General features: G+C 41.3%; 28 protein-coding genes, 1 other RNA gene and 1 riboswitch. Of the genes, 22 read left to right on the top strand and 7 right to left on the bottom strand.

Annotated features, from left to right (window positions below; all coding sequences use genetic code 11):
• Positions 1-181: 181 nt before the first annotated feature.
• The 6 genes from secG to ssrA all read left to right on the top strand — a co-directional run bounded on the left by secG (position 182) and on the right by ssrA (position 5,640).
• Positions 182-409 carry a preprotein translocase subunit SecG gene (gene secG / locus ACFSY7_RS01410; RefSeq protein WP_126991282.1) on the top strand — a complete coding sequence of 76 codons (228 nt, stop codon included), beginning with the start codon at positions 182-184 and terminating at the stop codon, positions 407-409.
• 108 nt (positions 410-517) lie between these two features.
• On the top strand, positions 518-1,264 hold the full coding sequence (locus ACFSY7_RS01405; protein WP_126991283.1) for an alpha/beta hydrolase: 747 nt from the start codon (positions 518-520) through the stop codon (positions 1,262-1,264).
• Positions 1,265-1,291: 27 nt separating this feature from the next.
• Positions 1,292-3,667 (top strand): ribonuclease R, encoded by a 2,376-nt coding sequence (gene rnr, locus ACFSY7_RS01400; protein WP_380146546.1) that lies wholly within the window; start codon positions 1,292-1,294, stop codon positions 3,665-3,667.
• 22 nt (positions 3,668-3,689) lie between these two features.
• Positions 3,690-4,154, top strand: a complete 465-nt coding sequence (smpB, locus tag ACFSY7_RS01395) for an SsrA-binding protein SmpB (protein ID WP_139995528.1) — start codon at positions 3,690-3,692, stop codon at positions 4,152-4,154.
• A gap of 275 nt (positions 4,155-4,429) precedes the next feature.
• On the top strand, positions 4,430-5,062 hold the full coding sequence (locus ACFSY7_RS01390) for a hypothetical protein (protein WP_380146544.1): 633 nt from the start codon (positions 4,430-4,432) through the stop codon (positions 5,060-5,062).
• A gap of 222 nt (positions 5,063-5,284) precedes the next feature.
• Positions 5,285-5,640: a transfer-messenger RNA gene (gene ssrA, locus ACFSY7_RS01385) on the top strand.
• Between the two features lie 109 nt (positions 5,641-5,749).
• On the opposite strand, the gene ACFSY7_RS01380 is transcribed toward ssrA, so the two are convergent.
• The 3 genes from ACFSY7_RS01380 to ACFSY7_RS01370 all read right to left on the bottom strand — a co-directional run bounded on the left by ACFSY7_RS01380 (position 5,750) and on the right by ACFSY7_RS01370 (position 8,146).
• Entirely contained in the window at positions 5,750-6,340 is a 591-nt protein-coding gene (locus tag ACFSY7_RS01380; protein WP_380146543.1) for a hypothetical protein, read from the bottom strand.
• On the bottom strand, positions 6,318-7,040 hold the full coding sequence (locus ACFSY7_RS01375) for a hypothetical protein (RefSeq protein WP_380146542.1): 723 nt from the start codon (positions 7,038-7,040) through the stop codon (positions 6,318-6,320). The genes ACFSY7_RS01380 and ACFSY7_RS01375 overlap by 23 nt, the downstream gene beginning before the upstream one ends.
• A 119-nt stretch (positions 7,041-7,159) precedes the next feature.
• Positions 7,160-8,146, bottom strand: coding sequence for a tRNA dihydrouridine synthase (locus ACFSY7_RS01370; protein WP_380146541.1), 987 nt, complete (start codon positions 8,144-8,146; stop codon positions 7,160-7,162).
• Between the two features lie 792 nt (positions 8,147-8,938).
• On the opposite strand from ACFSY7_RS01370, the gene ACFSY7_RS01365 reads away from it, so the two are divergent.
• The 6 genes from ACFSY7_RS01365 (at position 8,939) to ACFSY7_RS01340 (ending at position 13,280) form a co-directional block, all read left to right on the top strand.
• Positions 8,939-9,646: a DNA alkylation repair protein gene (locus ACFSY7_RS01365; RefSeq protein ID WP_380146540.1), complete on the top strand. Its 708-nt coding sequence runs from the start codon at positions 8,939-8,941 to the stop codon at positions 9,644-9,646.
• Between the two features lie 138 nt (positions 9,647-9,784).
• On the top strand, positions 9,785-10,951 hold the full coding sequence (locus tag ACFSY7_RS01360) for an RNA-guided endonuclease InsQ/TnpB family protein (RefSeq protein ID WP_380146539.1): 1,167 nt from the start codon (positions 9,785-9,787) through the stop codon (positions 10,949-10,951).
• A 110-nt stretch (positions 10,952-11,061) separates the two neighbouring features.
• A complete protein-coding gene (locus tag ACFSY7_RS01355; RefSeq protein ID WP_139995552.1) occupies positions 11,062-11,262 on the top strand; it encodes a hypothetical protein in 201 nt (66 codons plus the stop codon).
• A 144-nt stretch (positions 11,263-11,406) separates the two neighbouring features.
• Positions 11,407-11,886 carry a hypothetical protein gene (locus tag ACFSY7_RS01350; protein WP_380146537.1) on the top strand — a complete coding sequence of 160 codons (480 nt, stop codon included), beginning with the start codon at positions 11,407-11,409 and terminating at the stop codon, positions 11,884-11,886.
• Between the two features lie 12 nt (positions 11,887-11,898).
• Complete coding sequence (locus tag ACFSY7_RS01345) at positions 11,899-12,351, top strand: OsmC family protein (RefSeq protein ID WP_380146536.1); 453 nt, start codon at positions 11,899-11,901, stop codon at positions 12,349-12,351.
• A 44-nt stretch (positions 12,352-12,395) separates the two neighbouring features.
• A complete protein-coding gene (locus ACFSY7_RS01340; protein WP_380146535.1) occupies positions 12,396-13,280 on the top strand; it encodes a 5'-3' exonuclease in 885 nt (294 codons plus the stop codon).
• On the opposite strand, the gene ACFSY7_RS01335 is transcribed toward ACFSY7_RS01340, so the two are convergent.
• The 3 genes from ACFSY7_RS01335 to ACFSY7_RS01325 all read right to left on the bottom strand — a co-directional run bounded on the left by ACFSY7_RS01335 (position 13,263) and on the right by ACFSY7_RS01325 (position 14,638).
• On the bottom strand, positions 13,263-13,769 hold the full coding sequence (locus ACFSY7_RS01335) for a C39 family peptidase (protein ID WP_380146534.1): 507 nt from the start codon (positions 13,767-13,769) through the stop codon (positions 13,263-13,265). The genes ACFSY7_RS01340 and ACFSY7_RS01335 overlap by 18 nt on opposite strands.
• Positions 13,762-14,223 (bottom strand): hypothetical protein, encoded by a 462-nt coding sequence (locus tag ACFSY7_RS01330; RefSeq protein WP_380146533.1) that lies wholly within the window; start codon positions 14,221-14,223, stop codon positions 13,762-13,764. The genes ACFSY7_RS01335 and ACFSY7_RS01330 overlap by 8 nt, the downstream gene beginning before the upstream one ends.
• Positions 14,224-14,317: 94 nt before the next feature.
• The gene (locus tag ACFSY7_RS01325) at positions 14,318-14,638 is read right to left on the bottom strand and encodes a thioredoxin family protein (protein WP_380146532.1); all 321 of its coding nucleotides are present in this window, start codon (positions 14,636-14,638) and stop codon (positions 14,318-14,320) included.
• A gap of 299 nt (positions 14,639-14,937) precedes the next feature.
• Here ACFSY7_RS01325 and ACFSY7_RS01320 point away from each other — a divergent pair, with 299 nt between their 5' ends.
• The 10 genes from ACFSY7_RS01320 to ACFSY7_RS01275 all read left to right on the top strand — a co-directional run bounded on the left by ACFSY7_RS01320 (position 14,938) and on the right by ACFSY7_RS01275 (position 25,122).
• Positions 14,938-17,328 carry a 3-hydroxyacyl-CoA dehydrogenase/enoyl-CoA hydratase family protein gene (locus ACFSY7_RS01320; RefSeq protein ID WP_139995564.1) on the top strand — a complete coding sequence of 797 codons (2,391 nt, stop codon included), beginning with the start codon at positions 14,938-14,940 and terminating at the stop codon, positions 17,326-17,328.
• Positions 17,329-17,355: 27 nt separating this feature from the next.
• Positions 17,356-18,528: an acetyl-CoA C-acetyltransferase gene (locus tag ACFSY7_RS01315; protein ID WP_139995566.1), complete on the top strand. Its 1,173-nt coding sequence runs from the start codon at positions 17,356-17,358 to the stop codon at positions 18,526-18,528.
• 59 nt (positions 18,529-18,587) lie between these two features.
• Positions 18,588-20,372: an acyl-CoA dehydrogenase family protein gene (locus tag ACFSY7_RS01310; protein WP_380146531.1), complete on the top strand. Its 1,785-nt coding sequence runs from the start codon at positions 18,588-18,590 to the stop codon at positions 20,370-20,372.
• Between the two features lie 190 nt (positions 20,373-20,562).
• Positions 20,563-20,919, top strand: a complete 357-nt coding sequence (locus ACFSY7_RS01305; RefSeq protein WP_126989857.1) for an arsenate reductase family protein — start codon at positions 20,563-20,565, stop codon at positions 20,917-20,919.
• 143 nt (positions 20,920-21,062) lie between these two features.
• The gene (gcvH, locus tag ACFSY7_RS01300; RefSeq protein ID WP_126989856.1) at positions 21,063-21,443 is read left to right on the top strand and encodes a glycine cleavage system protein GcvH; all 381 of its coding nucleotides are present in this window, start codon (positions 21,063-21,065) and stop codon (positions 21,441-21,443) included.
• A gap of 111 nt (positions 21,444-21,554) precedes the next feature.
• Positions 21,555-21,899, top strand: coding sequence for a toprim domain-containing protein (locus ACFSY7_RS01295; protein ID WP_126989855.1), 345 nt, complete (start codon positions 21,555-21,557; stop codon positions 21,897-21,899).
• A 13-nt stretch (positions 21,900-21,912) separates the two neighbouring features.
• The gene (locus tag ACFSY7_RS01290) at positions 21,913-22,227 is read left to right on the top strand and encodes a thioredoxin family protein (RefSeq protein WP_126989854.1); all 315 of its coding nucleotides are present in this window, start codon (positions 21,913-21,915) and stop codon (positions 22,225-22,227) included.
• Between the two features lie 55 nt (positions 22,228-22,282).
• Positions 22,283-22,388: riboswitch (SAM riboswitch) on the top strand.
• A 160-nt stretch (positions 22,389-22,548) separates the two neighbouring features.
• On the top strand, positions 22,549-23,574 hold the full coding sequence (locus tag ACFSY7_RS01285) for a methionine ABC transporter ATP-binding protein (RefSeq protein ID WP_380146530.1): 1,026 nt from the start codon (positions 22,549-22,551) through the stop codon (positions 23,572-23,574).
• Positions 23,564-24,232 (top strand): methionine ABC transporter permease, encoded by a 669-nt coding sequence (locus ACFSY7_RS01280; RefSeq protein ID WP_380146529.1) that lies wholly within the window; start codon positions 23,564-23,566, stop codon positions 24,230-24,232. The genes ACFSY7_RS01285 and ACFSY7_RS01280 overlap by 11 nt, the downstream gene beginning before the upstream one ends.
• A gap of 53 nt (positions 24,233-24,285) precedes the next feature.
• Complete coding sequence (locus ACFSY7_RS01275) at positions 24,286-25,122, top strand: MetQ/NlpA family ABC transporter substrate-binding protein (protein WP_380146528.1); 837 nt, start codon at positions 24,286-24,288, stop codon at positions 25,120-25,122.
• A 151-nt stretch (positions 25,123-25,273) separates the two neighbouring features.
• Here ACFSY7_RS01275 and ACFSY7_RS01270 read toward each other — a convergent pair whose 3' ends face one another.
• On the bottom strand, positions 25,274-26,035 hold the full coding sequence (locus ACFSY7_RS01270) for a glucose 1-dehydrogenase (RefSeq protein ID WP_126989850.1): 762 nt from the start codon (positions 26,033-26,035) through the stop codon (positions 25,274-25,276).
• Between the last annotated feature and the right edge of the window lie 20 nt (positions 26,036-26,055).

The raw sequence follows: 26,055 nt of genomic DNA, 5'->3' as shown, positions 1-26,055 counted from the left end.
TGCTTAGGCGCAATTCCTTTTTTCATTATGTGGATTTAAAAAAATACCGTTTTTTGCTATATAGTTGCACGTATTCATGTTAAAATGGCATTATGTATGATTACGTTTAAATTATGCATTGCTTGCTGGGTCTATGATAAAATAGGCAAAGTTGTGATGTAGATGAGCAGGAGGTGGCATGATGCATACATTTTTACTAATCTCATTAATCGTTTTATCAGTGTTAATTATTGCGACAGTATTAATGCAGGAACCAAAAAGTGCTGGTCTTTCAGGCGCCATTTCAGGTGGTGCTGAGCAGCTATTTGGTAAGTCAAAAGCGCGTGGTGTTGAACTTGTTTTACACCGCGTAACAATGGTCCTTTCAGTATTATTTTTCGTGGTAGCAATTTTAATTGCAAAATTCTAATAAACGATTGATGCCTAACCACCAAAAGGTTAGGCATTTTATATTTATTAAGGATATAATAGAGAAAGACATATTTATCAACGAATGACACATCAGGAGGTTTTTGAAGTGAAGGTATCTTTGCCAGAGCCATTCTTTTTTGAGGCTGGGAAACGAGCAGTATTATTACTACACGGATTTACAGGGAGTTCAGCGGATGTGCGTATTTTAGGGCGCTTTCTAGAAAAGGAAGGATATACCGTTAAAGCTCCGCATTATAAGGGCCATGGTGTATCACCTAAGGAGCTTATTCAAACTGGACCAAAAGATTGGTGGCAGGATGTTGAAAGGGCGTATGAGGAGCTAGTGGAAGCTGGTTACTCAGAAATTGCTGTAGCGGGCCTATCGCTTGGCGGCGTCTTTTCTCTTCGTTTAGGTTATACAAAACCGCTAAAAGGCATTGTGACGATGTGTGCGCCGATGACGATGCGTACAACCGACACAATGTTTAGCGGCATTTTAAAATATGCGAACGATTTTAGTCGCGCATTTGGATATACTGAAGAGCAACGAGTAGCGCTAAAGGAAGACATTAAGCGTGAAGGAATGCCCTCATTGCCAAAACTTCCTGAACTGATTCAAGATGTGCGCAGTCACGTAGATGAAGTGTATGCACCGATCTTTGTTGTACAAGGACGATTAGACGATGTCATAAATCCGAAGTCAGCGCAGATTATTTATGATACAGTAGAGTCAATTGACAAACACATAAAATGGTATGAGGAATCAGGCCATGTCATTACGTTAGATAAAGAGAAAAAACAATTACATGAGGATATTTTAGCATTTCTAAATACATTAGATTGGCAGGAATAATCGTCAGAAAACGTAGGAGGAAAACATTTGAGTAATTTAGAACAACGCACACTTGCGTTACTCACAGAACCAGAAATTAAACCGCTAACGGTGGCGGAGATAGAAGAAAACTTAGGACTTACAGAGGCAGATGACTTCAGAGACCTAGTAAAAGTATTAGTGAAATTAGAAGAAGCAGGTACAATCGTACGCGGCAGCAATGACAAATACGGTACACCTGAACGTATGAACACATTCCAAGGTCGCTTTATCGGCCATGCAAAAGGCTTTGGCTTCGTAGCACCAGAAGAAGCAGGCTTAGATGATGTATTCATTCCACCAACAATGAAAGGTGGCGCTTTAAACGGTGATACAGTCATCGTGAAAGTATCTTCTGACTCAACAGGTGAACGTCGTGAAGGTCAAATTATCGAGGTTGTAGAACGTGGGACATCACGTATCGTTGGTGAATTCCAAGCGAATAAAAACTTCGGTTTCGTACTGCCAGATGACAAACGTTTTGGTACAGATATTTTCATCGGTCAAGGCCACACATTAGGCGCTGTTGACGGGCATAAAGTTGTTGTTGAAATTACAAAATGGCCAGACGAAAAACGCTCTGCATCTGGTATGATTACACAAATCTTAGGTCATAAAAATGACCCAGGTGTAGATATTTTATCAATCATCCATAAGCATAATATCGACGTAGAATTCCCTGAAGAAGTCGTAGAGGCCGCCCAACAAGTGCCAGACGAAATTTCAGATGAGGACCGCATAGGACGCCGCGATTGCCGCGAGGATATGGTCGTAACAATTGATGGCGAATCTGCAAAAGACTTAGATGATGCAGTAGGTGTTGTGAAATTAGACAACGGGAACTACAAATTAACGGTTCACATTGCAGACGTCAGCTACTATGTGACACTTGATTCGATTTTAGATAAGGAAGCATATGAGCGTGCGACTTCTGTGTACTTAACAGATCGCGTAATCCCAATGATTCCACACCGTTTATCAAATGGTATTTGTTCATTAAACCCACAAGTAGACCGTCTTGTATTATCTTGTGAAATGGTCATTAGCCCAGAAGGTAAAGTGGTGGAACATGATATTTTCCAAAGTGTCATCCGCACAAACGAACGTATGACATACTCAGATGTTTACAAAATTTTAGAACACAAAGACGAAGCATTAATCGAGCGTTACAAAGAGCTTGTCCCAATGTTTGAAACAATGAAAGAATTATCAACTATTCTTCGTAATCGTCGTGACGCACGTGGTGCAGTAGACTTCGATTTAAAAGAATCTCAAGTGGTTGTTGATGAAAACGGCTGGCCTGTAGACATCGTTGTCCGTGAACGTACCATCGCTGAAAAAATGATTGAAGACTTCATGCTTGCAGCGAACGAAACAGTAGCAGAGCATGTTTGTAAAATGGAATTACCATTCATTTACCGTATTCACGAAGACCCATCTCCAGAGCGTCTACAACGTTTCTTCGAGTTCATTACAAACTTCGGTATTACTGTAAAAGGTGCGACAGATTCAATCGATCCAAGCGCGCTACAAGGTATCTTAAAATCAGTTGAGGGTAAACCAGAATATCCAGTAATCTCAACAATGATGCTACGCTCAATGCAACAAGCGAAATATAGCCCAGAATGTCTTGGTCACTTCGGCTTAGCGGCGCCGTACTACACACACTTTACGTCGCCAATCCGTCGTTATCCTGACTTAATCGTGCACCGTTTAATCCGCACGTACTTAATTGAAGGTGACAAATCACCAAAAACAACGTCTTATTGGGGCGCGCATATGGACGAAATCTCGACGCATACATCTTCTCGTGAACGTCGTGCCATTGATGCAGAACGTGATACAGAAGCAATCAAGAAAGCACAATACATGGCTGATAAAGTGGGTCGAGAATTTGAAGGTATCGTAGGTTCAGTAACGAACTTCGGTATGTTTATCGAGCTTGATAACACAATTGAAGGTCTTGTACACATTAGCAACTTAACAGATGACTACTACAACTTTGATGAAAGCTCAATGACGATGCGCGGTGAACGTACGGCGCGCCAGTTCCGTATCGGTGATCGTGTGAAAATCAAAGTATTCAACGTCAATGTAGACGAAGCGGCAGTGGACTTTATCATTACAGATATGCCAGAGCCACAACCACGTCGTCGTACAGGTGGCCCTCGTGTCATCAAAGGGAAAGACAAAGATAAAGAATTCAAACGCGGTGGTAAAGACGGTAGCAAACGTACGCCAAGCGGCCCGAAAGTAAACGGCCGTACACGCAAACAAGACCGCAAACGCGGCGGTGAGGGCGGCGGTAAGCCACGTAAAGGCGGCAGCTTCTACGATGCAATGGCAAAAGCTTCTCAAAAGAAAGACCACGGCAAACGAAAATAAGAAATTATTGAGGTGATGCCACATGCCAAAGGGAAAAGGTAATGCAATCGCACAAAATAAAAAAGCGAGCCATGACTACTTTATCGAGGATACAATCGAAGCGGGCCTAGTGCTAGATGGTACAGAAATCAAATCGATTCGTAAAGGTAAAGTGCAGCTAAAAGACTCGTATATTCAAATTCGTAACGGTGAGGCGTGGGTATCCAATATGCACATTAGCCCGTATGAACAAGGGAACATCTTCAACCATGACCCAATTCGTACACGTAAGCTTTTACTGCATAAACGCCAAATCCAACAGCTTAATTACGACATTAAACGCGACGGTTACACAATCGTACCGCTTAAAATGTATATTAAAGATGGTTACGCCAAACTTTTAATCGGCCTTGGTAAAGGTAAGAAAAATTACGATAAGCGCCAGGACCTGAAGAAAAAAGACGCAAAACGAGACATTGCACGTGCAATGAAAGACCGCGCGCGTTAATTTCAAAAAGAAATCATACGATGATGTATGGTTTCTTTTTTATTTTTAAATGAAATCACCTAAAAGTTAGCTGGGTAATTGTATTTATCTTTATGAATAAATGATTCTTTTGTCATTTTAAATTTAATAAATAACATGTAATTGTCATTTTGCCTATTTTAAGTAATAAGTTTTATATCTTTTTGATATACTTCTGTAAAAAATCCCTCGTATACTACGATTACTCAGTGCAAAACGTCTTGAGTAACTTAAAATTTGTTAGGGGATTATACAAAATGAAAAAAGCAATCGTCGCTGTGACAGCTGTAGCGTTAACATTCAGTGCTGCAACATCAGCAAATGCACAAGAAGCAAAACACCAAACAAAAAAAGTAGTAAAAGTAAAATCAAAAGCAGGCAAATCAATCGCTAAAAAAACAACAGCCGTATCATCAGATGCGAAAAAAGTGAAAAAATCTGCAAATGATTATTTTAAAGTAGATAAAAAAGGCCAACCGAAAAAAGCTGTCACAAAAGCAAAAGCCAACAAGAAATATCACAGCTATAAAGGCCAATTAAATAAAAAATTAAACGAAGCAAAAGCAGTTAAAAAGCATTTAAAAGCACTTAACAAAAAAGATGCCTTAACAAAAGAAGAATACACAGCACTACTAGCACAAATCACACAGCTAGAAGCGCAAATCAAGGCGGATATGGAAAAACTACAAGAAGCTTTGAAAGACGTAAAAAAACAGCTTGATAAAAAACATGACAAACCTAAAAAAGCGGACTGTGACGATGACGACGATCAGGACGACGAAGATAAAGACCAAGATGACGACGATGATCAAGATGACGACGATGATCAAGATGACGACGATGATCAAGATGACGATGATGATCAAGATGACGATAACGACAACGATTAATTAATCGTCGCGTGATATGAAAAGGGCAAGGCATGATAACTGTGCCGTGCCTTTTTTGTCTTATGTCCAGGTCTTTTAGTTGCGACGTCCACAGTATTGCGCTATAATAGTACTAGATTTAAGCCAGTCTCGTTTATCGCCACCGCGCGATTTCCGAACTTACCCAATTCAGACAGCTAGTACGAGCTCATGTGGCTCCATGCTCTTTGTCATAGTGAATAGGGGGACGTTACGGATTCGACAGGGATGTCTGGGCTTAAGTCGCGTGTCGGAGGCCTCGGCTTCGTTACCAACGGAAGTTATATAATAACTGGCAAAACAAACAATCAATTAGCTGCAGCCTAGTTCTGCAACTGCCTCACCGCTCTATCGCCCATGTAGTAGTGACTGAGGCCCAACTTTAGTGGGATACGCTTACAGGTGCAACCTGAGTCTGTAAGAAGAGATTAGTAGGTTAGCGCTCAAGACGCCTGTCTGTCGGCATAATGCAGTGCGAAACGTAAGTAGATAGACTACACACGTAGTGGCTTAAGTACTGGAGTTTCTGGACGCGGGTTCGACTCCCGCCGTCTCCATAAGACGAAATCATACGGTTTCATAGAGTGTCAAAATCCTTGATATAAAAGGGTTTTGGCGCTTTTTCAATCTAAACCCCTGTAGGAATTCATCTCCTACAGGGGTTTTATTTTATAATGCTTCTTTTTTGTCCAGTTTTTCAAATCCACCAAATACTTTCTCGATTGCATTATTACTTGCAAGGTCTAGTAATGAAAAATGGGTGCTTCTAATCGTGCGCAGTCCCCAGTAACTTTGGTCACATGTTTCCATGTTTTTCGCGGTAGCGTACAAATAGTCATCTTTTTCTTTTATATGTAGGGCATCATGATTGTGGCGTGGATCTGAAAAACGCCAATGGTTTGTTGGACTACAACCAGCTGACCAGTTTTCAATATCTTTATAATCATATTTTGAAAGGTACACTAGGGGAAGGTCTGTGCATTCTTCATCATATAATTCGATTTCAAGTATATAAACAGAACCGTTACGCCACCCATTTTCAAGTTCTGGGTCCTGAACATCTTGGAACAGCATAATGAAGTTTTTAATAAACCAGCCCTGTACATCATTATCTGATTTATAGCGTAAAAATTTAGGAACAGCTTGTACGTAATGGCTTTCTGTTTGCCCATTTGCAGCGCAATATTCCATTAACTTATGGATGTTATCATACGTTTTTTTAACGACGTAAAATGCATTATAAATATTTGTTGAAGTCATAAAAATACTCCTTTTCAATAGGCGTTGTTTGAATTCTAAAATGTACGCTTGGATTTTTGAATGAAAAATAATCTGACGCATGAACGATAGGTGTAGCTATCTTCATCGTTTTAAAGCGCTCAAAACCTTTGCGTATTAAAAGTTGTGTAATATCTGTAAGAAGTGTTGTCATATAAGGATTTTCAGCTTGTATTGTTTGTGTGGCTTGAAGGAAGTCCTCCCAACTTATTTTTTCAAATGCTACAGTGGATAAAATAGGTGCATCTACATTTTTGCATAAGGAGTCCGGGGCAAGGAAAATCAATAGCTTTTCTTTTTCAGGTGCTAATGAATGTAGAATTCGTGCCTCACGAGATAATTGATTACAACTTATTTCAGCATCAGTAGATTCGTCCACCGAGCTTAATCCACTAAAAAGCTTCACTTCAATGCCAATGATACATGCAGGGAAATGAATTAAAATATCAATTTCTCCTTCGGCATGATAGGGCCAGAAACGAATATAAGGAGCCCAGTCATCCTCTAAATTTTCGAGGAGTGCTGCGTTTGATTTTAGCGTTTGTTTCAAAATATGACCTAATCCTTTACTAAAGGGCAAATAGCGGAGAGCACCGAAGACATTACCAGTTAAATTGTCTTCTAAGCGGTCACTTAAATTACGCCCTTGTCGACTAATTTTCCCATGAATTTCAGCTAACATAAAATTACTCCTTTCTATTTAGTAGTATATAACTAATGTATAAAAAAGGAAATATAATAAGTAAAAAGATTTTGATGATGCAAAAGAAAAAGCTTCCTAGAAAAGGAAGCTCTATCTCTCTATTTCACTTCTTCTGCTTTCAACTTCGCAAGTACGTCATTGACCATACCGCGTGATTCTTCCACAGATTTTGTGTTCATGAGAGCATTGCGTAATTCTGCTGCGCCGCCGAAGCCACGTACATAGATTTTAAAGAAGCGGTGTAGGTGGTTGTATGGGCGTTTTGTTTCGTCTGCATATTTTTCGTATAGCTCTAATTGTAATAATAGTAGGTTTAGGTATTCTTCAACGCTGCGTTCGCGTGGGTCTTCTGAGAAGGCGAAGGGGTTTGTGAAGATACCGCGGCCGATCATAACGCCGTCGATGCCGTATTTGTCCGCTAGTTCTTGGCCGACTTGGCGGTTTGGAATGTCGCCGTTAATTGTTAGTAATGTGTTTGGTGCGATTTCATCACGTAGTTGTTTGATTTCAGGAATCAATTCCCAGTGGGCATCGACTTTACTCATTTCTTTACGTGTGCGTAGGTGGATGGTTAGGTTTGCGATATCTTGTTTTAAAATATGTGTTAACCATTCGCGCCATTCATTCACGTCTGTGTAGCCTAAGCGTGTTTTGACGCTGATTGGTAATCCGCCTTCTTTTGCGGCTTGAATGATTTCAGCAGCATTTTCTGGGTGGTTGATTAGGCCAGAGCCTTTACCGCGTGAAGCTACGTTCGCAACAGGGCAGCCCATGTTGATATCGACGCCACGGAAGCCCATTTCTTTCATGCCGATTGCCATTTCTTTAAACATTTCGGGCTTGTTGCCCCAAATGTGTGCCACAAGTGGTTGCTCGTCTTCCGTAAATGTTAGGCGACCGCGCACGCTGTAAATGCCTTCAGGGTGGCAGAAGCTCTCTGTATTTGTAAATTCAGTGAAGAAGACATCAGGACGTCCAGCTTCACTTACGACGTGACGGAACACAACGTCCGTTACATCTTCCATTGGTGCTAATATAAAAAATGGCTTCGGTAGTTCTTGCCAAAAGTTATCTTGATTATTCATTGCGTATGCTCCTTGTATCTATAGTACTCGATAAAATTTTTCACATCCTAAATAGTATCATTTCTAGCGAGTAGTTGCACAGTTTTAAATTTCAAAACGATGGCGCCGAGGAGATTTTTCATATAAAATGATTGATTAGCATTTAACGAAAAGCCCAAGGAGCGTGTTTTGGCTACAACATAATTATAAATAAGTGTCAAAGCACGGCTATTTACATATGAAAAAAAGAAGATTTCCTAATTATCGTGCATCATCGGTCAAGGAAAAAATTTATTTACGCGTCATAGCGTAAATACTTACTAAAAATGAGCTGTGAAAAAGGATGATTTTAGCCGGAAATTGCCTAAAAAGGGTCGTTTCGGCTTCCCCGAGGGGTGATTTTGACGCGTTTATGGCGTGATCAGCGCAGCTTGCTGTCATTTATTTAAAAAACGACAGCCAGCCGGAATTTTTTGACGTTTTCAATTGAAATAAGCATTCGGGGGCCCCGAAATGCATCAAAATGGGTCGATTTCGGGTGTCTACGGGGTGTTTTTGTGCTAATTTTGGCGAATGAATAGGAAAAGCTTTGATAACTATCGCCACGACTTTTGTAGTTATTTGCGAAAATTCATCGTGACATCAGATGATTAGCCTTTTTCTAGCCCTATTCACATGCAGCTGACACATATTTAAAGATATGTCGTATCGAAAAGGCGCTTTCTGAGGTGATGGGTGATTTCTGAGTGTTTGTTGCGTCATTTTTTCATAGCCTTCATAATGAATGTATCGACTAAAGAAGGATGTGCTGACATGAATGCAGTAGACGTATTAGCAGAGTTAGAAGCATTAGGGACGGAGCGTACGAAAAAATCCTATCTAGCAAGTGGTGCACGTGAGCCGCTTTTTGGTACCGCAACGGGCAAGATGAAGCCGATTTTAAAAAAGACGGGGCTCAATCAAACACTTGCAGACGAGTTATATGATACGAAAAATTACGATGCGATGTATTTTGCGGGCATGATTGCAGAGCCAAATAATATGACAGCCGCCGATTATGAGCGCTGGATGGACGGCGCGTATTTTAATATGCTGGCGGACTATGTCGTAGCGGTAACGTTGGCTGAGGCGGATATTGCAGAAGAGGTGGCCAATCGCTGGATTCATAGTGAGGATGCGCTGCGTATGTCTGCGGGGTGGAGCTGCTATTGCTGGATGCTCGGTAATCGTAAGGACGAGACATTTGATGCGGCGAAGATTTCTGTGCTATTAGATGTTGCGAAGGAAACGATTCATGAGGCACCGAATCAGGCGAGGTCTGCGATGAATAACTTCATTAAGACGGTCGGCATTTCGTATAAGCCACTGCATGAAAAGGCACTAGCGGTCGCAAAAGAGGTCGGGTCGGTCGAGCTAAAAAAAGACGGCAAGAAAAGCACATTTTTAGAGCCGCTTAGTGCGATTGAAAAAGAAGTAGAAAAAGGGCGCATTGGATTCAAACGAAAGCATGTGCGCTGTTAAATATGGTACACTATGTACATTACCTTTAAAGGAGCGATTGAACAGTAAACAAAAACATTAACAAATGTGGATAAAAGCATCAATAGGTGTTTATGGCTTACGCACGTACAAACAAAAAATACAAAAGGATGATAAGTTGTGAAACGTGTATACAAATTAGAGATTAAACCAACTAAAGCACAACGTGAAAAACTCATCAGAACCTTTGGTGTTTGTCGCTATGTCTACAACATGTACATTGCAACGAATCGTGTGAATTATGAGGAAGACAGAAAGTTCATGAGTGGTTACGATTTTTCTAAGTGGTTAAACAACGTTCACACGAAACAGAACCAACAAGACTTGTGGATTAAAACGGTATCAAGCAAGGCGGTTAAGCAAGCGATTATGAACGCTGAACGTGCCTATAAAAACTTCTTTAAAGGATTAAGTAACCATCCTCGTTTTAAAAAAAAAGCAAGACAAGATGTAAAAGCTTATTTTCCTAAGAATAATCAGACCGATTTTAAAGTAAAGCGCCACCAAATTAAGATTCCTACAATTGGGTGGGTAACACTAAAAGAGTTTCGTTACTTACCGCAAAATGCAATCATTAAAAGTGGAACAGTATCACAAAAAGCAGACAGATTCTATATCTCGGTCTTATGTGAAGTTCCTGAATGTGATAAGCAAACACCTGAATCAGAAGGTATCGGTATTGATTTAGGAATCAAAGATTTTGCCATTATGAGCAACGGTAAGGTTTATGAAAATATCAATAAAACAGATAAAATAAGAAAACTTGAAAAACGGCTAAAACAAGCTCAACGGAAATTGAGCAGAAGTTATGAACAAAATAAATATAAAAAGGCAGGTGAAAACTGCTACTTTAACAATCGACAAAAACAAATCTGTCGAGTACAAAAGTTACATCAGCGTCTAGCAAATATTCGAGAAAATTATCATAAGAACATTGTGAGTGTATTGGTAAAAACCAAACCAGCATTCATTACATTAGAAGAGTTAAATGTTCGAGGTATGATGAAAAACAGGCACTTATCAAAAGCGATTGCAAAACAAGGTTTCTTCCATTTTAGAACAAAATTACAGATGAAATGTGAAGCGTATGGAATTGAATTACGCCTTGTGCATCGTTTTTATCCTAGTTCTAAGTTATGTAGCTGTTGTGGGCATAAAAAAGTAGATTTAACACTGAAAGATAGGGTTTATGAATGTGTAAACTGTCATGCAGTGTTAGACCGAGATTTAAACGCTGCAATCAATTTAAAACAAGCTACAGAATATGAGTTGTTAGTGTCCGTTTAAATGAATATAATACGGTGGGCTACATCGGAATTGAAGCCTGTGGAGAGTGATACAAACGTTAGTAGGGGGTACGTGCCGAGAACGCATTCTGAGAAGCAGGAAAAAGCTAGATGTATACTTTTGTATATGTTTTTAGTAGCAGCAACACCATGGCGATTTTAAAACGTGAAGACATCGAGCTAATGCTTGAAGATGCAGAGGCAACATTAAAGGAGCTACAAGCTGGCGAATTAAATGACGTAACAACGGAGTTAATTTCATTAACGAAGGAACAAATTACGGAATTAAAAGAGATGCTTGAGGCATTATAGATGATCGATGAGGAGTCGCTTTTCGCGGCTCTTTTTTCGTCATGAAACCTTTTGATGATTTCTTTCGTAATACATGATGTAAGTCTGAAGAAAAGAATATGATAGAATAGATTCTTATGTAAATAGGTGTTAGAGGTGAATTTTTTGAAAAGAGATATAAATTTAGGAAAGCGAGAAAAGCTACTCCTAGGGTTTGTTGTGCTAGCGTTTATCGAAGTTATTTATTTTTATTTTCGTGGAAAGCCCTATAACGGCATCAACAGCTTAGGGGACATGCCAAACTACGTCATGATTGGGTTAGTGGCCTTTTTTATCGCATATTACGCATTAATTGAGAAACAAAATATTCGTAAGAAGCACTGGTTAATCGGCATTGCATACGCCGCATTAGTCGCGGCACCATTCGTATTTGAGCGCGATATTCCAAAGGTGAATGTCGAGGACGCGCAGGACTTAATTGCGCGTACAGAAGGTGGTAAAATTGTGAAGGACCGTGAATACAGCAATAAAATCGATACGTACGAGGGACAAGAAGTGTATTTGATTGCGCTTGAGAAAAAGGATAATGTGTATCGCTATGCATTTGATCCGTATCTAGAGCAGTACTATCCATTTTCGAATTAGGGAGCGATGACAATGGAACATTTATTTACATTACAAGCATGCTGGCCAGGTGGTCGAAATGCGGTCGGAGATATTGCGGCGGGGAATTTACAGACGCAGGTATCGATTCCAAAGGAGATGGACGGACCGAGTATCGGGACGAATCCAGATGAAATGCTATTAGGGGCTGCGGCGACGTGCTATATGATTACGCTTGCTGCATTACTAGAGCGCGCAGGTATTGAGACGAATACGCAAACGCTTCAGTCAGAGGGCTATGTTGATGTAACAAATGGCGTCTTCACGTATAAGAAGATTATTCATAAGCCGACGATTGAGCTAATGCCAAATGCGTCGGAGCGCGACCAACAACGTGCGAAACGTTTTGCCGAGAAGGCAGAGGAGACTTGCATGATTAGCAAAGCGCTTCGTGGTAATGTACAATTAGAGCTACAAGCCACGATTCAAGTAGCTCGAGTGATTTAATGAGAGAGCCGGGGATTTGCTTCCTTGGCTTTTTTTAAAGGAGAATGAAAGAAATGCAACCACATATTTTATTAATCGACGGTATGGCGCTACTATTCCGTTCATTTTATGCGACGGCACCAATGCGTCAGTTTTTCCCGCGACAGGACGGCACACCAACGAACGGTGTACAGGGCTTTGCGCGTCATGTATTAAGCGCGCAAAATATCGTCCGTCCGACACATATGGCCGTGTGCTGGGACATGGGCTCACACACATTCCGTAACGATTTATTTGACGGCTATAAAGCGAATCGTACGGCACCCCCAGAGCAGATGCTACCACAATTTGATATGGCGCGTGACGTGTCAGAGATGATTGGTTGGAAGAACTTCGGTGTGAAGGGACAGGAAGCGGATGATTTAATCGGCTCCATCGTCGAAAAATGGAAAAATGATGCGCAGATTACGGTTGTTAGTGGCGATAAAGACTTACTTCAATTAGTGAATCCGAATACAACAATTGCATTAACGAAAAAAGGTTATACGGAATATAATCCGTATAATTTGGCGCGTTTTACAGAGGAGTATGGCATTTCGCCAGCGCAGTTTGCAGACGTGAAAGCATTTATGGGGGATTCAAGCGATGGGTACCCGGGTGTGAAGGGCATTGGTCCAAAAACAGCGCTACAGTTAATCCAAACATATGGCTCGGTAGACGGCGTATTAGCTGCGCTTGCGAAATTAAAACCGGGTCAACGTCAAAAAATTAGCGACAACGTAGACATGCTACAATTGTCGCTACAACTTGCACGTATTAATACAGCGGTACCAATCGACGCTAGCATGGATGAGTTATTACTTCCAATGTGGACGAATGATACGCTTGATTTAATGCATCAGCATGAATACCGCCTAATCGCGAATCATGCGCTAAATATTTTTAAGTAATGGTTTAATGTGTACGAAGGTGAGCGCGTGTGCGTTGTCTAAATAGTCAATCTTTTCGATGCGGCTTTCTCGGCTACGCGTGCCTAAATCTTGTACGAATAACTGAAGGCGACCCTCTTCGACAGCATAGTTAACAAGGACCGTCCAGTGATAGTTATAGCGTGCTTTTTTAAAGAAAAACGGTGTGAAATAACGATCGAACTTCAGTGCAATCGGCTCTCCTGCATCAATCGCAGCGAGGGCTTTTTGTTTGGTGACACGTGTAATTTGCCAGTTTGGACCGAGTAAATGCTTAAGTCGGCGAATCATGCGCCATGTAAATAAACCAATCGGTGTCGTACCGAGCGCTTTATATAAGTAGTTAATCGCAACGGGTTGCTTTAGGTAATGCTGTAAGATTGCCTCGACTGCTGTCGGGCCACATGCAGACGATTGATAGCGTTCGTTCACAGAAGCATCGTATTGCGATTTGGCCTTGAGTTTAATCATTCGCTTTTTCATAGCCATCACGTACGAGCTGCTGTAGCGCTGTACGGAAAGAGGGAAATGACTCGCTTTTTAATGAATAGCCCGTCGTAATAAAGTGACGTACAACATCTGGATTCATACCAGAATGCAATACGCGAATGCCCATGATGGCTAATGTTTTATTGAGCTTTTCAAAGCGCTCTGTTAATAGATGCAAGTCAATGTAGTTAAAGTCACTGACATCGATGCCAGTAAAATCAATCACCATGCATTCAGATAACGGCTTCTCAGCGACATAATCAAAAATAGCCTGATCAATATTATTGATGCGCTCAAGCGTGAGGATGCCTGTTAGTGGAACGAGTACAACGTTTCCTAAAAATGATTCGATTACGGGTGCAGACATCGAACTTAAAATAAGCTCATACTCTGCAATTTTCGCTTTTAATTGACTGTTTTCATGTTGTAAGTCCAATCCAATCACCACCTTGCTTCTATTGTAGCGAAATTTACTAAAAAAAAGAACTATTAAAAAAAGGAATCCGCCGGTAAAGGGGGATTCCTTTTAATTATGCTTCTTGTGCGTCTAAGAAGTCTGTTACTTGTTCTGGAGATTTTGCGTTTGCGCTGTGTAGGTGACCTACTTTTTCGCCGTTTTTGAATACAGCAAGTGTTGGGATACCCATTACTTCGTATTTTTCAGCTAGTTCTGGTAGCTCATCGCGGTTTACTTCATACCAAGTGTATTGGTTGTATTGCTCGATGATTGGGTCGATGAACATGTTCATGCGTGTACAATCTGGGCACCAGCCAGCGTAAAATTTCACGATCACTGATGGTTGTATCGTAATGATTTCGTTAAATTGTTCAACAGTTGTAATTGGTTGCATGTTGAATCCTCCTCATAATGAATAACTTCTATCCTAGTGTACACTGTTTTATAAGTTACTGAAAGTAAGTTGGTTTAATTTTTTTGGAAATCGTTTAAAAATGGAAAAGGAAAAAACTATATTAAAAGAGGAAATTGAATTGAAACAGAAAATTTTAAACTTTTTCAACAAAAATGACGTTTTTTATTGCATAAAAAATGGAAAACGTGCTACTATGAATTTAGAAATCTCAAGGCCATATTTTTTTTAGATAAAAATGAATGGTTGTTCATTCAAAATTGGAAGGGGCGAATTGTTTTATGGTTAGACGTATTCAAAAAGTTGCGGTCATCGGCTCTGGGGTTATGGGTTCAGGTATCGCTGCGCATTTAGCAAACTGTGGTTTTGAAACGCATTTATTCGACATTGTGCCAAATTCATTAACAGCGGAGGAAGAGAAAGCGGGCTTAACACTTGAATCACCTGCTGTTCGTAACCGCTTTGTAGATAGTGCAATGGCGAAGCTGTTAAAGCAAAAACCTGCACCACTCACAACGAAAAGAAGCCTAAACAACATTAAAACAGGGAACTTAGAGGATGATTTAAAGGAACTGTCAAAAGTTGATTGGATCATTGAAGTGGTAACGGAAAACTTAGCAATCAAAAAGTCTTTATATGACAAAATTGAATCCGTTCGTACACCTGGAACAATCGTTTCTTCTAATACTTCAGGCATTAGCATTGATGCGATGGCAGAGGGACGCTCGGAAGATTTCCAAAAGAATTTCTTAGGAACGCACTTCTTTAACCCACCACGCTACTTAAAGTTATTAGAAGTGATTCCATCAAAATATACAGACCAAGCAGTACTTGATTATATGCTGGCATTTGGTGAGGATGCGATCGGTAAAGGGGTTGTGCTAGCAAAAGACACACCAAACTTTATCGGTAACCGCGTCGGCACATATGGTCTCATGATTACCCTACAAGTAATGCGTGAAAAGGGCTACTCAGTAGGTGAAGTGGATTCGGTGACAGGTCCATTAATTGGCCGTCCATCGTCTGCAACACTGCGCACGTTAGATGTAGTAGGACTAGATACCTTCATTCACGTTGCAAACAATGTGTATGACAACACAACGGGCGAGGAACAAAAGGTATTTGAAGTACCGGCTTATTTAGCGAAGATGGTTGAAAATGGCTGGCTTGGTGCCAAATCAGGACAAGGTTTCTTCCTTAAAAAAGGCAGAGATATTTTAGAGCTTGATTTAGATACATTTGAATATGGTCCACGCAAAGCATTGGAAACGCCTTCAATCGCCGCGGCGAAGCAGCAACGAGGTCTGGCGAATCGTGTGAAATCACTTGTATACGCAGAAGACCGCACAGGGGAGTTACTGTGGAGCATCATTGCGCCAACATTACTTTACTCAGCAGAGCTAAATGGTGAGATTTCGGATTCGATTCTTGGTATCGACCAAGCGATGAAGTGGGGCTTCGGCTGGACACAGGGACCATTTGAAGTATGGGATGCAATCGGTGTGACACAATCGGTGGCGCGTATGACGAAGGAAGGCTACACAATTCCAGCATTCGTCAATGCATTACTTGATAAGGGCTATGATTCATTCTATACAACAATCGATGATGAGCTGCATTACTTCGACGGTACGGACTATGTGAAAGTGCCACGTAATGAAAAAGCCATCGACCTTGCACTATACAAAAAGCAACACGGCGTATTAAAGAAAAATGCTGGCGCAAGTGTTATTGATTTCGGGGATGGTGTTCTTTTATTAGAATTCACTTCAAAATCAAATGCACTGGGCTTAGATACAATGCAAATGCTGAACTACGCACTGGATTTATTAGACCAATCAGATGACTTTATCGGTTTAGTGATTGGGAATCAGAGCAAAAACTTCTCGGTTGGCGCGAACTTAGCGATGATTCTAATGGAAGCGGAAGATGACAATACATTTGAGCTAGATGCAGTTGTGAATGCTTTCCAACAAGGCACACTGCGCATGAAATATAGCAAAAAGCCAGTGGTTGCAGCTCCGTACAATATGACACTTGGTGGCGGTGCAGAGGTTTGTTTAGCAGCAGCACATATCCAAGCGTCAGCGGAAACATATATGGGTCTTGTCGAAGTTGGTGTTGGGGTCATTCCTGGCGGCGGCGGTAACAAGGAGCTTTATATGAAGCAATTAAAAGGCCTACCAAAAGGCGTGAACATCGATTTATTAAACATTGTGAGCAAAACGTTTGAAACGATTGCAACAGCAAAAACATCGATGTCAGCAGAGGAAGCGCGCGACAATAACTTCCTTAACTTTGCGGACGGCATTAGCGTGAATCCAGATCACTTACTATATGATGCGAAACAAGCAGTTATCGGTCTTGTAGCAGAAGGGTACCAAGCACCTACACGTGAAAAAGTACCAGTAGTTGGCGAGACCGGTTATGCGGCGTTACTACTTGGTGCGGAGGGCTTGAAAAACTCAGGCTTTGCATCGACTTACGATTTAGAAATTGCGAAGAAGCTAGCGTATGTATTAGCAGGTGGACTTGTTCCATACGGCACGCTTGTAGATGAGCAGTATTTATTGGATTTAGAGCGTGAAGCATTCATTAGCCTCGTACAAAATGCGGCGACACAACAACGTATGCAGCACATGCTTTTAAAAGGTAAACCGTTACGTAATTAGTTTTCATATAATAAGGGGGATTCGCTTATGCGTGAAGCAGTAATTGTTGCAGGTGCCAGAACACCTGTCGGTAAAGCAGGAAAAGGGTCATTAAAAACAGTTCGTCCAGATGATTTAGGGGCATTAGTCGTAAAGGAAACGCTAAAGCGCGCGAACTACACAGGGGATATTGATGATTTAATTATCGGCTGTGCGATGCCAGAAGCGGAGCAAGGCATGAATGTAGCGCGTAATATCGGTGCGCTAGCAGGACTTCCAGATACGACGCCAGCACAAACGGTCAATCGTTTCTGCTCATCAGGGCTACAAACGATTGCCAATGCGGCAGAGCGTATTATGCTTGGGCATTCAAAAGCCATCATCGCAGGTGGTACGGAATCAATGACAATGGTGCCGATGATGGGCCATGTCGTACGTCCAAATGTGACATTAGCAGAGGAAGCACCTGAGTACTACACAAGCATGGGGCATACAGCGGAAAATGTCGCGGTGAAATATAGCGTATCTCGCGAGGAGCAAGATGCCTTTGCGGTACGCTCACATGAAAATGCGATTCGTGCGATTAAAGAAGGTCGTTTCGACGAGCAAATCGTGCCAGTGGATGTTGTACAGCGCTATGTTGATGACAACAATAAGCCACAGGAAAAACGCTTTGAATTTAAAATGGATGAAGGGATTCGTCCAGGAACGACAGTGGAGACATTATCGAAGCTACGTCCAGCCTTTAATGTAAAGGGTAGCGTAACAGCGGGGAATGCTTCACAAACGTCTGACGGGGCAGCGGCTGTTCTTGTAATGGACCGTGAATATGCAGAGGAACAAGGCATTGCACCATTAGCGAAATTTTTAGGATTTGCGGTCGGAGGGGTGCCACCGGAAATCATGGGGATTGGGCCAATTGTTGCGGTTCCCAAAGCGCTTGAAATCGCGGGCTTGAAGATCGAGGATATCGACCTTTGGGAAATCAACGAAGCCTTTGCTTCGCAATCAATTCAAGTCGTAAAAGAGCTTGGTATTGATATCGAGAAGGTCAATGTAAATGGCGGTGCAATTGCACTTGGTCATCCACTTGGCGCAACGGGCTCGATTCTTTCATTAAAGCTGATTCATGAATTGAAACGTCAAGGCAAAAAATACGGTGTCGTAACGATGTGTATCGGCGGCGGTATGGGTGCTGCGGGCGTCTTCGAAGTTTTATAAATCGTATTTGTCGCTTATTTTCACAGGGGAGAATTATTTAAATCGGGGAGGAATTTACGATGACAGAACATACAGCAAACATTATTAAAGGTGGTAGCTTTTTAACAGAAGACGTGGACATTAACCGCGTATTTACGCCAGAGGATTTCACAGATGAGCATAAAATGATTGCAAAAACGACAGAAGACTACGTGAAAAACGATGTCTTCCCGTTGATCCCAAATTTAGAAAATCACGAGTTCGAGCATTCAGTAAACCTACTGAAAAAAGCGGGTGATCTTGGCCTATTAGCAGTAGACGTACCAGAAGAGTACGATGGCTTAGGGCTTGATAAAATCACATCTGCTCTTGTAACAGAGAAGATGGCTGTTGTTGGTGGCTTCTCCATTACACACGGCGCACATGTGGGAATTGGGTCTTTACCAATCGTCTTATTCGGTAATGATGAGCAAAAATCACGCTATTTACCGAAGCTTGCAACGGGTGAATTAATCGCGGCATACGCATTAACAGAGCCAGGCTCAGGTAGTGATGCACTCGGTGCGAAAACGACTGCGCGCTTAAATGAAGCAGGTACGCACTATGTATTAAATGGTGAAAAGCAATGGATTACAAACTCAGGCTTTGCGGATGTATTCGTTGTATACGCGAAAATTGATGGTGAAAAATTCACAGCATTTATCGTAGAGCGTGAATTTGCAGGCGTATCAACTGGTGCGGAAGAGAAGAAAATGGGGATCAAATCATCTTCTACACGTACGCTTATTTTAGAGGACGTAGAAGTGCCAGTAGAAAACTTACTTGGTGAAGTAGGTCGCGGCCACATCATCGCGTTCAATATTTTAAATATTGGTCGCTACAAATTAGGCGTAGGTACAATTGGCTCGTCAAAACGCGCATTAGATATTACGATTCAATACGTTAATGAACGTAAGCAATTCAATACACCCATTTCTTCATTCAACTTAACAAAGGAAAAATTAGCGAATATGGCGGCACAAATCTATGCCTCTGAATCATTAATTTATCGTACAGTTGGGTACTTTGAGGACAATATGGGTCAAATGAGTGATGAAGAGAAAAAAGACGGTAAAAAGATTGCAGAAGCGATTGCAGAGTATGCGATTGAGTGCTCAATCAACAAAGTCTTTGGTTCAGAAGTACTTGATTATGTAGCGGATGAAGCGGTACAACTGCACGGTGGTTACGGCTACATGGCAGAATATGAAGTAGAGCGTATTTACCGCGATTCTCGTATCAACCGTATTTTCGAAGGAACAAACGAAATCAACCGTTTAATCGTTCCAGGTACATTTATGAAGAAAGCGATGAAGGGCGAATTACCGCTTCTTGAGCAAGCGCAAGCACTGCAGCAAGAAATCTTAGGTATGGTACCAGAAGAAATCGCAGACGAACCATTAGCACAAGAAAAATATTTAGTGAAAATGGCGAAAAAAGTGGCGTTACTTGCGGCAGGGACAGCAGCGCTTAAATATGGTAACAAGCTAGAAGATGAGCAAGAAATTCTTGTGAATATCGCCAATATCGCGAACCAATTATTCGCGATGGAATCAGCGGTATTACGTACGCAAAAAGCGATTGACCGCGATGGTGCAGACAAAGCGGCTCAAAAGCTATTGTATACAGAAATCTTCAGCCAAGATGCCTTTGAAACAATCTTAGCAGAAGCGCGTGATACGCTAGTGAACTCATCATCAGGTGACAACCAACGTATGATGCTATCAGCACTTCGTAAATTTGGTCGTTATGCACCGAAGAAAACGATTCGCTTAAAACGCCAAGCGGCAGAAGCATTAATTGCAGCTGAAAAATTCATCGTGTAAGTGACTCGGGTATGGAAGTAAGAGGCCTTACCCGAAAGACAACTACACAATACTCCCATATTACTGTAGGCCATGTAAATAATGAGAAGGGTAGATGCAGTGGGTGCGTCTATCCTTTTTCTTTTCGTATTTGCAAAGGCTTTCAAATGTCTATACAATAGAGGAAACGAGAAGGGGGTACGCATACAAAATGGCGATTCAGTTTTACCATTATCCAAAATGTACGACATGTAAAAAGGCGTCAAAATGGTTGAAAGATGAAGGCATCGACTTTACGGCATATGACATTACGACAGACACACCGACGAAGGATGAGTTACGCAAGTTTTATGAACTAAGTGGGCTTCCATTGAAGAAATTTTTCAATACATCTGGCATGAAATATCGTGAGTTAGGATTGAAAGATAAGCTTGCAGATATGTCAGAAGACGAACAATTAGCACTTTTAGCGTCAGATGGTATGTTAATCAAGCGTCCTCTCACTACGGACGGTAAAAAAGTAACTTTAGGCTTTAAAGAGCAGGAATTTGTCGAAGCGTACAAATAGTGTCCATTATGGACGACCAAAAATCGCTTGAAATGCTGTTGTAACAAGATGTATGACCTTTAGAAAGTTCGGAATTACCCTTGTCAACACGCGGAAAACGTGACACAATAAAGATGAAATTACATAAACGGAGGGAATAAACAATGAGCGTTCCAACAAATTTACGTTACACAGAAGATCACGAATGGGTTAAATTAGAAGATGGTAAAGCAGTAATCGGTATTACTGAATTTGCACAATCAGAACTTGGCGATATCGTATTCGTTGAACTACCAGCAGTAGGCGACGAAATCGGTGCTGGCGAATCATTCGGTAGTGTAGAATCTGTAAAAACAGTTTCTGAATTATACTTACCAATCGCTGGTAAAATTCTAGAAGTAAACGAAAACTTAGAAGATTCTCCAGAGCTAGTAAACGAATCGCCATACGAGCAAGCTTGGATGGTCGTTGTTGAACCTGCAAATGAAGCAGACGTTGAAAGTTTATTAACTGCAGAACAATATCAAGAAGCAATCGCTGAATAATATTAGCATCACAAAGAGCTACCTCAACTGGGGTAGTTCTTTTTTGTGTAGAGTGCATGCGCTGTGGTATAACTAAAGTAGAAGACGGGGAAGCTTGTGGAGGTGGCAGAAATGGTGACAGACAAGGTGTTAATCGTTGAAGGAAAGCAAGATAAGCTACGCATTTTGCCCATACTAAATGAAGTGGTCGAAATTATTTGTACGAATGGTACGATAAGTGAGGACCGACTAGAGGAGCTACTTGCACCGTATGAGGACAGTGACTTATATGTGTTTTTTGATGCGGATGAGTCCGGTGAGAAAGCGCGAAAGCTCGTGCAGCATTATTTTCCTCATGCCGAGCATTTATACACGCGACGAACGTATAAGCAAGTCGAGCATACACCGCAAAATTATTTAGCTTTCGTGCTAGCAGCAGCTGATTTTCAAGTGAATCCCGCCTATTTAATACGATAAGGAATGACATGTAATGAAAGAATGGTCTCGCGAAGAATGGGAGCAAGAACGTACAAAACATGACGTCACGGCTTTTTATTTATATACGCCAATGTGCGGCACATGTGCAGTAGCGTCTAAAATGATGGACGTCACAGAGCAGGTATTGCCACAAATCCCAATGGGGAAGGCAAATCTAAATTATATGGAACAAATTGCATACGATTATGAGATTGAAAGTGTGCCATGTCTACTAATTTCAGAGAATGGGCAAGTGCGCGATAAAGTATACGCATTTCAATCCGTACCAAATTTGTATGAAAAAATTTTAAATAAGTCATTGACGTAAAAATATCAGAGTGTTAAAGTAGAAACCAACAATAAAATAAAAACTTATGTCGTTACTCTTATTTAGAGAGGTGGAGGGAAGTGCCCTATGAAGCCCGGCAACCGTCGCAGTATGTGATATGGTGCCAATTCACGCAAAGTCATTACTTTGGGAGATGAGAGAACGGTTTGACACGATACGTTAAACCCTTCTGTTGCTCTAAAAAACAGAAGGGTTTTATTTTTTTTAGCAGTTTAAATTGGACGACGACAAAGCATAGTATAATTGTTGGAATTTGAATAATCAGAGAGTTCAAAAGTTTTAGAACAAGGTGGAATGACAGTGATTCAGTTAGATAATGTTTCAAAACAATACAAAACAGCGAATGGTTCTCTAACGGCTGTCGATAATGTGAGTTTAACAATTCAGGATCGAGAAATCTTCGGCATTATCGGATACAGTGGCGCCGGAAAAAGTACGATGATTCGTTTACTTAACGGCTTAGAAAAGCCGACATCAGGCGACGTGCTTGTCAATGATGTCAATATTTCAAAGGCACGCGGCAATGCACTACGCAATGCGCGTCATCATATCAGCATGGTATTCCAACATTTCAATTTATTATGGTCACGTACGGTAGCGGAGAACATCGCATTTCCACTTGAGATTGCGGGAGTGAAAAAGGATGCGCGTGAAAAGCGTGTGAAAGAATTGATTGCACTTGTTGGGCTAGAGGGACGTGATGATGCGTATCCATCGCAGTTATCAGGCGGTCAAAAGCAGCGTGTCGGCATCGCCCGCGCGCTTGCTAATAATCCAACTGTGCTGCTTTGTGATGAAGCAACCTCTGCACTTGACCCGGAAACAACGGATGCGATTTTAGACTTACTTGTGAGCATCAATGAAAAATTAGGCTTAACAATCGTGCTGATTACGCATGAGATGCACGTTATCCGTAAGATTTGTCATCGTGTGGCGGTCATGGAGAAAGGGAAGGTCGTTGAGCAAGGGAATGTTCTTGAAGTATTCCAAAACCCACAAGCACCGATTACAAAACGTTTCGTGACGCAAGCAACGTCAACGGGTCAAAAAGAATCGGTTGCACAAATGCTAGAGGATTACCGCGAAGGACAGTTAATTAAATTATTCTTTGTAGGCGATCAAACAGAGCAACCTGTCATTACAGAAATTATTCGCAAGTTTGCGGTAGACGTCAATATCGTACACGGTAATATCTCACCGACGAAGAGTGGCCCGTACGGCACGTTAATCGTCCAGTTGACTGGTTCAGATGCTGATGTCGCAGCTGCGATTCAATATTTAGAAAATAAGGGTATCAAATCGGAGGTGATTAGTGATGTTGACTAATTTATTTCCGAACGTCGATTGGGAAAAAATGTGGATAGCTACAGAAGAAACACTTTACATGACCGCTATTTCAACAATCTTAACGTTTATTATTGGTTTAGTATTAGGGATTGTATTATTCCTAACAAGTCCACATCAGTTATGGGCAAACAAGTTAGCAAACTGGCTAACAGGTGCGGTTGTGAACATTTTCCGTTCGATCCCGTTCATCATTTTAATTATTTTATTAATTCCATTTACAAAATTCCTACTAGGCACAATGCTTGGTGCGAATGCAGCGTTACCAGCACTGATTATTGGTGCAGCCCCATTCTATGCGCGTATGGTTTTAATTGGCTTACGTGAAATTGATAAAGGTGTGATTGAAGCAGCGCGCTCAATGGGTGCGAAAACATGGACAATTATTACAAAGGTATTAATTCCAGAGGCGTTACCAGCATTAATTTCAGGTATTACGGTAACGGCGGTAGCACTTGTCGGGTACACAGCAATGGCGGGTGTTATCGGCGCGGGTGGCTTAGGGAATCTAGCCTTCATGGATGGCTTCCAGCGTAGCCGTACGGATGTGACATTAGTGGCGACGGTGCTTATTTTGGTCATCGTCTTCATCATCCAATTTATCGGCGACTTGATTACAGCAAAAATTGATAAACGATAACGCATTTGCGTCATCTATAAATAAATATAAGAGGGAAAAGGGGATTTACGAGTATGAAAACATCTAAAAAATTAGTAGCAAGTTTATTAACAGCATCATTAGCACTTGGTTTAGCAGCATGTGGTTCAGACGATTCAAAAGGCGATGATAAAGAAACGAAATTAGTTGTTGGTGCATCTAACGTACCACACGCTGAAATTTTAGAAGAAGCGAAACCACTTCTTGAAAAAGAAGGCGTTGATTTAGAAATTAAAACATATCAAGACTATGTACTACCGAATAAAAACTTAGCTGACGAAGAAATTGATGCGAACTACTTCCAACATCAACCTTACCTAGATCAGCAATTAAAAGACAATCCTAAATATGATATCGTGAGTGCAGGTGGTATTCACGTTGAACCAATGGCTGTTTACTCTAAGAAATACAAATCATTAGATGAATTACCTGATGGCGCAACAATTATCATCTCGAACTCAGTAGCAGAGCAAGGGCGTATTTTATCATTACTTGAAGCGAATGGCTTAATTACGCTAAAAGAGGGTGTAGATAAAACAGCTGCTGAAATTAAAGATATCGACAAAAATCCGAAAAACGTAAAAATCGAAGCGAAGGTTTCTCCGGAAATGTTAGTACAAACGTATAATAACGACGAAGGTGATGCGATTGTTATCAATGCCAACTATGCACTTGATGCCGATTTAAACCCAACAAAAGATTCAATTGCGATTGAAGATTCTAACTCTGATTACGTAAACGTAATTGCAGTAAATGCAAAAGACAAAGACAATGAATCAATCAAAAAATTAGTTGATGTATTGCATTCTAAAGAAATTCAAGACTTCATTTTAGAAGAATGGGACGGCTCGGTTGTTCCTGTAGATAAATAGAACATAAAAAAGAGACGGGGACATATGTGTAAAAACAATTGCTCCTAGGAACATAAGAAAAACCGGAATCGCGCTGTGTGCGGTTCCGGTTTTTCGTTGTGAATGCTAAAAAAGCAACATGACGTGTTTTGCTCTAGCCTCTTTTTTATGCCTAATAAGCGCTCCAGCCAGCGTCTGCTGCTAGTGCAACACCATTTACTAAATCAGATTCATCCGATGCTAAGAACAGCGCAATATTTGCGACATCGTCTACTGTACCGGCACGTGGCATTAAGTTTGTTCCACGAATCGCTACTTCCATGCCAAATTTATCGATATGGTCCATGTTTGCCGCAAAACCTGTTTGGATTTGTCCAGGTGCAATCGCATTACAACGGATGCCTTGAGGGCCGTACTGCGACGCTACGTTCTTTGTCATGCCGACAATCGCATGTTTGGCCGCTGTATAGCCTAAGCCGCCACGGCCGCCAAATAAGCCTGAAATCGATGCCATATTAACGATTGTTCCTTTACCGCGCTCTATGAAGTGAGGTAATACTTTACGAATACCACGCATCACGCCCGTTACATTAATATCAAAAACGCGTTGCCAAACCTCATCTGTCACATTACCAGCAGCCTGCATATTATCGCTCACACCGGCATTGTTTACAAGAATATCAAGTTGACCGAAGTGGCCGATTGCATCGTCAATCATGCGCTGTACATCTTCCTCGACTGCAACATTCACCTTCACGCCAAAGGCTTCGTGACCTGCTGCTTGTAGTTCCTTAACGGTATCTGTTAACGCGGCTTCGTTAAAATCTGCAATGACGATTTTTGCGCCTTCCTCTGCAAAACGTTTCGCGATTTCTTTGCCGATGCCGGCACCACTACCTGTAATTAATGCCACTTTATTGTCCAAACGATTCATGTATAAAACCCCTTTCAAAG

Source organism: Kurthia populi (genome assembly GCF_042686175.1).
Classification (GTDB): domain Bacteria; phylum Bacillota; class Bacilli; order Bacillales_A; family Planococcaceae; genus Kurthia; species Kurthia populi.
This window is presented reverse-complemented; position numbering and strand designations above follow the sequence as displayed.